This is a genomic window from Streptomyces sp. HB132, from assembly GCF_016909575.1.
Lineage (GTDB): Bacteria > Actinomycetota > Actinomycetes > Streptomycetales > Streptomycetaceae > Streptomyces.
In genome coordinates, this window is record NZ_JAFBGA010000024.1 from 60,118 (window position 1) to 68,552 (window position 8,435).

General features: G+C 71.7%; 9 protein-coding genes. 6 read left to right on the forward strand and 3 right to left on the reverse strand.

Annotated elements, in window-relative coordinates; all coding sequences use genetic code 11:
• Nucleotides 1-53 precede the first annotated feature (53 nt).
• Together JOC24_RS31635 and JOC24_RS31640 are read right to left on the reverse strand one after the other, a co-directional pair.
• Nucleotides 54-1,055, reverse strand: a complete 1,002-nt coding sequence (locus tag JOC24_RS31635; protein WP_205023882.1) for a DUF6745 domain-containing protein — start codon at nucleotides 1,053-1,055, stop codon at nucleotides 54-56.
• A gap of 82 nt (nucleotides 1,056-1,137) precedes the next feature.
• Nucleotides 1,138-1,464, reverse strand: a complete 327-nt coding sequence (locus JOC24_RS31640; protein ID WP_205023883.1) for a hypothetical protein — start codon at nucleotides 1,462-1,464, stop codon at nucleotides 1,138-1,140.
• 231 nt (nucleotides 1,465-1,695) lie between these two features.
• On the opposite strand from JOC24_RS31640, the gene JOC24_RS31645 reads away from it, so the two are divergent.
• From JOC24_RS31645 to JOC24_RS31670, 6 genes are all read left to right on the forward strand, one after another.
• A complete protein-coding gene (locus JOC24_RS31645) occupies nucleotides 1,696-2,655 on the forward strand; it encodes an STM4015 family protein (RefSeq protein ID WP_205023884.1) in 960 nt (319 codons plus the stop codon).
• 7 nt (nucleotides 2,656-2,662) lie between these two features.
• Nucleotides 2,663-2,887 carry a hypothetical protein gene (locus JOC24_RS31650; RefSeq protein WP_205023885.1) on the forward strand — a complete coding sequence of 75 codons (225 nt, stop codon included), beginning with the start codon at nucleotides 2,663-2,665 and terminating at the stop codon, nucleotides 2,885-2,887.
• The gene (locus JOC24_RS31655; protein WP_205023886.1) at nucleotides 2,868-4,076 is read left to right on the forward strand and encodes an STM4014 family protein; all 1,209 of its coding nucleotides are present in this window, start codon (nucleotides 2,868-2,870) and stop codon (nucleotides 4,074-4,076) included. Before JOC24_RS31650 ends, JOC24_RS31655 begins: the two co-directional genes overlap by 20 nt.
• Nucleotides 4,077-4,146: 70 nt before the next feature.
• On the forward strand, nucleotides 4,147-4,959 hold the full coding sequence (locus tag JOC24_RS31660) for an STM4013/SEN3800 family hydrolase (RefSeq protein WP_205023894.1): 813 nt from the start codon (nucleotides 4,147-4,149) through the stop codon (nucleotides 4,957-4,959).
• Nucleotides 4,956-6,350 (forward strand): STM4012 family radical SAM protein, encoded by a 1,395-nt coding sequence (locus JOC24_RS31665; protein WP_205023887.1) that lies wholly within the window; start codon nucleotides 4,956-4,958, stop codon nucleotides 6,348-6,350. The genes JOC24_RS31660 and JOC24_RS31665 overlap by 4 nt, the downstream gene beginning before the upstream one ends.
• Complete coding sequence (locus JOC24_RS31670; RefSeq protein ID WP_205023888.1) at nucleotides 6,347-7,330, forward strand: STM4011 family radical SAM protein; 984 nt, start codon at nucleotides 6,347-6,349, stop codon at nucleotides 7,328-7,330. Before JOC24_RS31665 ends, JOC24_RS31670 begins: the two co-directional genes overlap by 4 nt.
• A gap of 45 nt (nucleotides 7,331-7,375) precedes the next feature.
• Here JOC24_RS31670 and JOC24_RS31675 read toward each other — a convergent pair whose 3' ends face one another.
• Nucleotides 7,376-8,203, reverse strand: a complete 828-nt coding sequence (locus JOC24_RS31675) for an SGNH/GDSL hydrolase family protein (RefSeq protein ID WP_205023889.1) — start codon at nucleotides 8,201-8,203, stop codon at nucleotides 7,376-7,378.
• Nucleotides 8,204-8,435 lie beyond the last annotated feature (232 nt).

The following is an 8,435-nucleotide window of genomic DNA, read 5'->3' on the forward strand; positions in this document are numbered from 1 at the left end:
CGAGCTCTCCCCGTGCCCGCGCCCGGGAACAGCCGAGCGCGGCCTCACGTCCGTCAGGTCTGGCGCACAGGTGCGTAGACCTCGCCCTCGAGCCCGAAGGTCCAGGCGACGCCCTCCTTCGCGGTGCGGGTCCTGGGCGGCACCCGCAGCCAGTAGGTGCGGTGCGTACCGTCGGGTTCGGGGGTGGAGTTGACGACTTCGACCATGACGACGTCCTCGTCCCCCTCCATCGCGATGCGCCAGAGGATTCCGGTCTCGTCCCGGTGCACCGGCTTCGCGCCCGACTCGGCGAGATAGCGGTCGTATCCGTAGTACTCGAGCATCACGCGACGCAGCTCCGCGTTCTCCTCGGCGCGTATCCGATCCGGAGTCAGGCTCGCCAGACTGTCCAGGAACTCGACGGGAACGGGCATTCCGCGCCAGGCGTACAGGGCGAAGCCGTCCGGGTAGGCGAGGGCCGGCCCGTCACCCCGGTCGAGCCGTCCCGCCTCGTCGCGATGAAGTGCCTCGGGCCGCTCACTGATCACAGCGACGTGCTCGTAGGGCCACCACCAGCCGGCGTTCCTGGCGACCTCGGCCAGTCCGGTCAGCCGGTCACCACGGCCGTCGAAGGCCGCGAGCCAGGCCGCGTCGTGCTGGCCGAGTACCGCGTCCAGCATCAGCAGGCGGACAGCGGACTCGTCCTCGGGCCGCGTGGCGAGTTCGGCTACGATCCCGATGCGTATCCGCTCGGCCAGTGCGGCCATGGTCTCCCACAACTGGGCGCCGGTGGCGGACCAGAGGGCGGACCAGCCGGCCGGGCCCAGTTCGTCGTAGATCCGTCGGCGTTCCTCCGCCCAGGGGCGGGTGCGGACCTCTTCGCGCACCGAGCGTCCCGCGCCGGACAGCTTCTCCACCACCTCGACAGCGGCCTTGGGCGAGTCCGCCCAGATGATGCGCTCCGGCTCCGCCAGCCCGGCCAGGCGGTAGGCGAGCCTCACCCCGTCCTCGGCCGCACCTCGGTCGGCCGCGCCCGTCGCCGCCGCAACAGCCCGCCACGCGTTCACATACTGCATCGGTACTCCCCGTCCCCTGTTCCTGTTTCCTGACCGCACATCACCGGACGCCCGGCACCAAGACCCGCTCGCGCCGGCGGGATCAGTCCGCGACGATCCGGACCGCGCCGGGGGCGTACTCACGCTGGCGAACGACGCGGAACCATCCCTTCGGCAGCGCTATCGCGGCATGCTCCTCATGGACCACGCGTCCGCCCTCGGGGAGATGGAGCAGCATCGGGCCGAACGGCCCCTCCTCCCGCATCAGCCTGCCCGGCCCCTGCACCGCGTGCGCGTGGCCGGTGACCTCTCCCAGCGCCAGGACGAGTCTCCCCCGCCCGTCGCGCAGTTCACCCGGTGCGTCGAGGAAGCGCGGGGCCACCTCGGACTCCTCGAGTTCGACGATCAGAACGTCACCCTGCCTGTACACAGACGTCTCCCCTTCGTCCCGGCACCCTCCGTGCCGGCCACAGGGAAAACGCTACGAGGGGGGTCTGACATCGGCAGCCGGGCAGGGCGGCTCGGTGACGGTTCGGGTTCTGTCACCGAGGGGTTTCCCGTGCCGGGCGAACCGGCCACCCGGGCCCGGTCACGCGACTGTCAGTGGCACTTGATAAACCTTGCGGACATCAGTCGCCCCCAGTATCAGGAGCTCAGTGCCATGTCCGAAGCGGACCGTCTGCACGAGTTGCTCGGCCTCCCGGCCGTCGATTTCCGGAGCGGGACCGAGGGGACGCCCCGTCCCCCGGCCGCTGCCGCGGCCTGGCGCATCAGCGTCGACCCGTTCCTCCCGGACGAAGGAGACGCCAGCTGGGAGGAGAAGTTCAACGCTTTCCTCGAAGCCGTCGATCCGTCACGCGTCGAAGCGCTCATCATCGGGCAGTGGGGCGAGACGTACGAGGAGACGTCGGCCTATCCCATCGGCCTCGTCGTCGCCGCGGCCGACCGGCTGACCTCGCTCAGGGCCGTGTTCGTCGGGGACCTCGTGGCGGAGGAGGCCGAGATCTCGTGGATCGAGCAGTCCGACGTCACCGCGCTGCTCGACGCCTTCCCTGACCTGACCCACCTCGGTGTGCGCGGCGGCACGGATCTGATATTCCCGCCCGTCAAACACGAGTCCCTGCGGGGGCTCGTCGTCGAGAGCGGTGGGCTGCCCGCGGAGGCTCTGCGGGGAATGCTGGGCAGTGAACTGCCGGCGCTGGAGCGTCTGGAACTCTGGCTCGGCGTCTCCGTGTACGGGGGCGACGCGGTGGTCCCTGATCTGGCGCCACTGCTCACCGGCACCCGCTTCCCACGGCTGCGCCATCTGGGTCTGCGCAACAGCGAGTTGCAGAACGAGATCGCGGCGGCGATCGCCTCGGCCCCGGTCGTGGCGCAGCTCCGCACGCTCGATCTGTCGAACGGCACGCTGGGTGACGAGGGTGCGGCCGCCCTGCTCGAAGGTCAGCCGCTCACCCATCTCGCCTCGCTCGACCTGCACCACCACTTCCTCACCGAGCCGATGGAGCGCCGTGTCGCGGAGGCACTGGAGCCGCACGGTGTGTCGGTCGATCTGTCCGACCGCAACGAACCGTGGGACGGCGGCGGCGCCGAGGGCCGTTACACCGCGGTGGCGGAGTGAGCGCGCGATGACCGGCAACGCCCACGGCCCGACGGTCCGCGCCCTGCCCCCACAGGTCCGGCCCCTCGCCCGCCTGTCCGCACCGGACCCGCATCGCAGCGGCCTTCCGGCCCTGTTCGTCTCCCGTGGCGGGTGGCCGTGCACCCGGGCCGGTGTCCGGCTCGAGCTCGGCCGGGCGGACGACAGGGGTCCCGAGGACCACGAGGCCCGCCGTGTCGCCGGCAGCGAATAGCGGGCCGCCGCGCCTCGCGGTCGTCGGTGTCCCGGCCAACCGCAGGGTCGCCCTCTTCCAGGACGCCGTGCGCGACGCCGGGCTGCCCGCGGCGCGCACGGTCTCCTGGCTGGAGGTGCTGCGCGAAGAGGCGGTTTTCCTTCAGGGGGAGACCGTGCGCATCGATTCGCCCGGTGAGGACGCCGAGGTTGACCGTCTGCTGCGCGGGGGCGACGATCCGACCAGGGTCGAGGGTTCGGCCCTCTGGTACGCCCGCTTCACCTCAGCCGTACAGGAGGTGGCGCGGGTGGCCGCGGCGGCGGATGCGGTGCTGCTGGACGGCCCCCGGGACATCGCGGTGATGTTCGACAAGCGGCTCTGCCACGGCGTGCTGAACGCTTCCGGGGTTCCGGTTCCTGACTCCCCCACCTCGGGCCGTGGCGCGGCCCCCGTGCGGGGGTGGGCCGACGTGCGCCGGCTGATGGCGGACCACCACATGCCGAGGGTGTTCGTGAAGCCCGCGCACGGTTCCTCCGCCTCGGGTGTGATGGCCCTGGAATCGGCCGGCCCGGGCAGGATCCGGGCGGCCACCTCCGTGGAGCGGGACGAGGAGGGCCGGCTGTTCAACTCGCTCCGGGTGCGCCGCTGTACGACGGAAGCCGAAGTGGGGGACCTCGTCGACGCACTGGCCCCGGACGGACTGCACATCGAGCGCTGGCTGCCCAAGGCCACCCAGCGCGGGCGGGCTGCCGACCTCCGGGTCCTCGTGGTCGCGGGGCGCGCGACCCATGCCGTCGTGCGCACCAGCCGGTCCCCCATGACCAATCTCCACCTGGGCGGCGCACGCGGTGACCTGGACGAGGTGCGAGCCGCCGTCGAGACGGCGGGCGGCAGTTGGAAGGCTGCTCTGGCCGTGTGCGAGCGGGCCGCGGCCTGTTTCCCGGACACACTGTGCGTAGGCGTCGATCTGCTGCCTGCGACCGGCTGGCGGCGCTTCGCGGTCGGTGAGGTGAACGCGTTCGGGGATCTCCTGCCGCGTCTGACCGGTCTGCCGGGCAGCGGCGCCGAGGGCCTGGACACGTACGGCGCGCAGGTCGCCGCGGTTCTCGCGGCTTCTTCATACGACGGCAGGTCGGGCGACGACCGCCGAAAGACAGGCCGGACCAGTGACGGCCGGGCAAGGAACGACCGTGCCATCGACGCCCCCTGATCCCACGTACCGCGTCGCGGAGACCCCGGACGACCCGACGTCCCGCGACGGCGCGGCCTCGGGCCCCGACATGAACGCGATCGTGGGCAGCCACGATCTGCTGCTCGTCACCCTGGACACCCTGCGGTTCGACGTGGCCGAGGAACTGGCCGCTGCCGGGCGCATCCCGAATCTGGTACGGCACCTGCCCGGCGGCGTCTGGGAGAAGCGGCACGCGCCGGGCAGCTTCACCTACGCGTCCCACCAGGCGATCTTCGCCGGCTTCCTGCCGACGCCTGCCGCGCCAGGGCCTCATCCACGGCTCTTCGCGGCCCGTTTCGCGGGGAGTGAGTCGACCGCGGACGGCACCTTCGTCCACGAGACACCCGACTTCCTCTCCGGCCTCGCCGCCGTGGGATATCGCACCGTGTGCGTCGGCGGTGTGGGCTTCTTCAACCGGCGCCCACCGCTCGGCTCGGTGCTGCCCGGCATGTTCCAGGAGAGCCACTGGGAGCCGGAGTTCGGTGTCGTCTCTCCGACGTCCTTCGAGGCGCAGGTCTCGCGCGCGGAGCGGATCGTCGCGGAACTCCCCGTGGACCGGAGGCTTCTGCTTTTCGTGAACGTGTCCGCACTGCACCAGCCCAACTGGTTCCACCTTCCCGGGGCCACCGCCGACGCGGGTGACTCCAGGGCCACCCACGCCGCGGCCCTGGAGTACGTGGACCGGCACATCGGGCGTCTCTTCGCGGCCGCGAGCAGCCGCGGCCGGTGTTTCGCCATCGTCTGCTCCGATCACGGAACCGCGTACGGCGACGACGGCTACACCGGCCACCGGATCGGTCACGAGGCCGTCTGGACCGTGCCCTATGCCCACTTCTTCCTCGAACCGGGGGCGACCCGATGACCGGCACCACCCACAGCACCGGCCCGTACCGCAGCTACGTCTACGCCTACCCGCACAAGACCGCCTACCGCCCGCTCGACGGCCACCCCGCCGGCCGTCCGCTGCTCAGGGAGCTGTGGGCGGCGGAGCGCAAGGACGCGCTCTCCCTCTACCTCCACATACCGTTCTGCGAGGTCCGCTGCGGCTTCTGCAATCTGTTCACCCGGATCGGCGCCCCCGAGGAGCTGACCACTCGTTATCTCGACGCTCTCGACCGGCAGGCCACTGTCGTCCGGGACGCCCTGGGTGACGAAGAGCCGGTACGCTTCGCCGCCGCCGCGTTCGGCGGCGGCACCCCCACCTTCCTCACCGCCGGTGAGCTGGAGCGCCTCTGCGACATCGCGGAGAAGCGGATGGGCGCCGATCTGAGCGCGGTGCCCCTGTCGGTCGAGACCTCTCCGGCGACGGCGACGGCGGACCGGCTGGCCGTACTGGCCGCCCGGGGCACCACCCGGATCAGCATCGGTGTGCAGAGCTTCGTGGATGCCGAGGCCAGGGCCGCGGTGCGTCCGCAGCACCGCTCCGCGGTGGAGGCGGCACTCGGCCGGATCCGCGATGCCCGCATCCCGGTGCTCAACATCGACCTGATCTACGGCATCGACGGTCAGACCTCGGCGAGTTGGCGTACCTCGCTCGACGCAGCCCTGGCCTGGAGCCCGGAGGAGCTGTACCTCTACCCGCTGTACGTCCGCCCCCTGACCGGTCTCGGGCGGCTGGGCACCGGGGCACAGCGGGCGGAGGGGCAGGCGGAATCGGAGAGGCAGGCGGGGCCGGACACCGCTTGGGACGAACAGCGGCTGCGTCTGTACCGGGAGGGCCGCGACCATCTGCTGGCCCACGGCTACGAGCAGGTGTCGATGCGGATGTTCCGCCGCACGGACGCCCCCCACGCGGGCCCCGACGACTACGCGTGCCAGACCGACGGCATGATCGGGCTGGGCTGCGGCGCCCGCTCGTACACCTCTTCCCTCCACTACTCCTTCGACTACGCGGTGGAGATGCGGGAGATCCGGGGCATCATCGACGGTTTCACCACCACGGCGGACTTCTCCCGGGCGGAGGTCGGCCGGTACGTCGACGGCGGGGAGGCGCGCCGACGCCATCTCCTGCAGTCGCTCCTCCAGGCGGAGGGCCTGCGGCCCGCCGAGTACCGCGAGCGCTTCGGGACGGATCCGTACGATGACTTCCCCGCCGAGCTGGAGCTCTTCGGCCGACGCGGCTGGCTGGACGATCCGGCGGCCCCCGCACTGCTGCGCCTCTCCCCCGAGGGGCTGGCACACTCCGACGCTCTGGGCCCCGAGTTGTTCTCCCCCGCGGTGCGGGCCGCGATGGCCGCTTACGAAGCGAAATGAGCGAGCCTGTGAACACGGACCTGACGATCCTCTACCGCGGCCCGCTGGCCTCGTGCGACTACGACTGCCCGTACTGTCCCTTCGCCAAGCGGCGGGACACCGGAGAGCAGTTGCGGTCCGACCGCGCCGCCCTGGAACGGTTCGCCACGTGGGCCGCCGCGCAGACCGGCGACCGGCTGTCGGTGCTGTTCACCCCGTGGGGCGAGGCGCTGGTGCGGTCCTGGTACCGGAGGGCGCTCGTCGAGCTGTCGCGACTGCCGCACATCGGCAGGGTCGCCATCCAGACCAACCTCAGCGGCCGGACCGGCTGGCTGGCGGAGGCGGAGCGCGACAAGGTCGCCCTGTGGTGCACCTACCACCCCGGGCAGACGCCGTACGAGCGCTTCCTCGGCCGGTGTCGGGAGCTGACGGCCCTGGGGGTGCGGTACAGCGTAGGGGTCGTCGGGCTCGACGAGCATCTGGAGGAGGCCCGCAGACTGCGCTCCGCGTTGCCGCCCGAGGTGTACCTCTGGGTCAACGCCGCCGAGGGGCAGACCTACACGGATGATCAGGCGGCCCGCTGGACGGTCCTGGACCCGCTGTTCCCCTACAGCAGGCATCCCCACCGCTCGGCCGGGCTGCCCTGCCGGACCGGGGAGTCCGTCGTATCGGTGGACGGTGACGGGACGGTGCGCCGCTGTCACTTCGTCCGTGCCGAGCTGGGCAATCTCTACGACGGCAGCTACCGGGATTCGCTCGGCCCGCGCAGCTGCCCGCGGGACGTGTGCGACTGCCACATCGGCTATGTGCACCTGGAGACGCTGCCGTTGTACGACGTCTTCGCAGGCGGCGTGCTGGAGCGCATACCCACCCGTCCGGTGCGGATACCCGCTCCGGACGGGCTCGCGCCACCCACCCCGGACGGGCTCGCGCCCCGGGTCCCGGACGGGCTGGTGTCCCCGGCCCCTGCCAGGCGCCCCCTGCCCTTCGTGACCCGCTGAGCAGCCGCCGAGGAGGGCCGGGAGCAGCCGGGAGCCGACGCCCGGTCAGAGCGGCAGCAGGTCGGGGCGCTTGGCCGCGACGTGATCCCCGGAGGACTCCCCACGCAGTCGGCGGCCGATCCACGGGACGAGATACTCGCGCGCCCACTGGATGTCGTCACGCCGCACCTCGAGCGTCCCGCGATGTACCTGCGGGGGCCACACCTGGTCGGGGTCTGCGGGCACGTCAAGGCCGAGGACCTGGGCGGCGCGCAGCGCGACCCGGGTGTGCCCCTCCGCCGAGAGGTGCAGCCGGTCGTTGTCCCAGGCCCGCCTGTCCTGCACGGACCGCAGGGACCACAGGTCCAGCACGGGGCAGTCGTAGCGGTCCGCGATGGACCGCACATGTGCGGTGTACATGGCGATCTTGCCCCGCAGGTGCTTCAGCACCGGGATGCCCCGGGTGTCGAAGCCGGTGGTGACCATGACGGTGCCGACCGTCTGCGTCAGCTCCGCGACCGCACGCTCGAAGCGCTCTGCCACGTCGTCCGGGTCGGAACCGGGACGGAGGATGTCGTTGCCGCCCGCGCAGAAGCTCACCAGATCCGGTGCCAGCTCCTTGGCCCGGGGGACCTGTTCCTCGACTATCTGGTCGAGGAGGCGTCCTCGTACGGCGAGATTGGCGTAACGGAAGTTCACGTGCGGGTCGTCCGGGGGGCCGACCACCGCGTCCGGGACCGGGAGCTGGTCCGCGAGGAGGACCGCGAACCGGTCCGCCCAGCCGAGGAGTGTCCCGCCGGGGCCGGGGTCTCCGACGCCCTCGGTGAAGCTGTCGCCGATCGCCGCGTACGACCCGATGATGCCTCGTTGTCTGTTTCTCGAATCGTCTGCCACAAGGGCTTATCCTGCACCCTCGAATGTGACCTACGCGACCGTAATAAGGGGTTGACGGGTGGTGAGAAAGACCACCCGGTCAGTTTTTGGTAAAGCCGGAATAAGGAGTGGGGGGGGGGGGCGGCGGGCCCCCCCCCCCCCCCCCCCCCCCCGGGGGGGGGGGGGGCGGGGGGCCCCCCCCCCCCCCCCGGGGGGGGCCGGGGGGGCGGGAGCTCCCGAGCGGCGGACCGGG

What these genes read in the sequence shown, in the direction of transcription:
- JOC24_RS31635 (WP_205023882.1), bottom strand. Translation starts at nt 1,055, where the DNA reads ATGCAGTATGTGAACGCGTGGCGGGCTGTTGCGGCGGCGACGGGCGCG.
- JOC24_RS31645 (WP_205023884.1), top strand. Translation starts at nt 1,696, where the DNA reads ATGTCCGAAGCGGACCGTCTGCACGAGTTGCTCGGCCTCCCGGCCGTC.
- JOC24_RS31650 (WP_205023885.1), top strand. Translation starts at nt 2,663, where the DNA reads ATGACCGGCAACGCCCACGGCCCGACGGTCCGCGCCCTGCCCCCACAG.
- JOC24_RS31660 (WP_205023894.1), top strand. Translation starts at nt 4,147, where the DNA reads ATGAACGCGATCGTGGGCAGCCACGATCTGCTGCTCGTCACCCTGGAC.
- JOC24_RS31665 (WP_205023887.1), top strand. Translation starts at nt 4,956, where the DNA reads ATGACCGGCACCACCCACAGCACCGGCCCGTACCGCAGCTACGTCTAC.
- JOC24_RS31670 (WP_205023888.1), top strand. Translation starts at nt 6,347, where the DNA reads ATGAGCGAGCCTGTGAACACGGACCTGACGATCCTCTACCGCGGCCCG.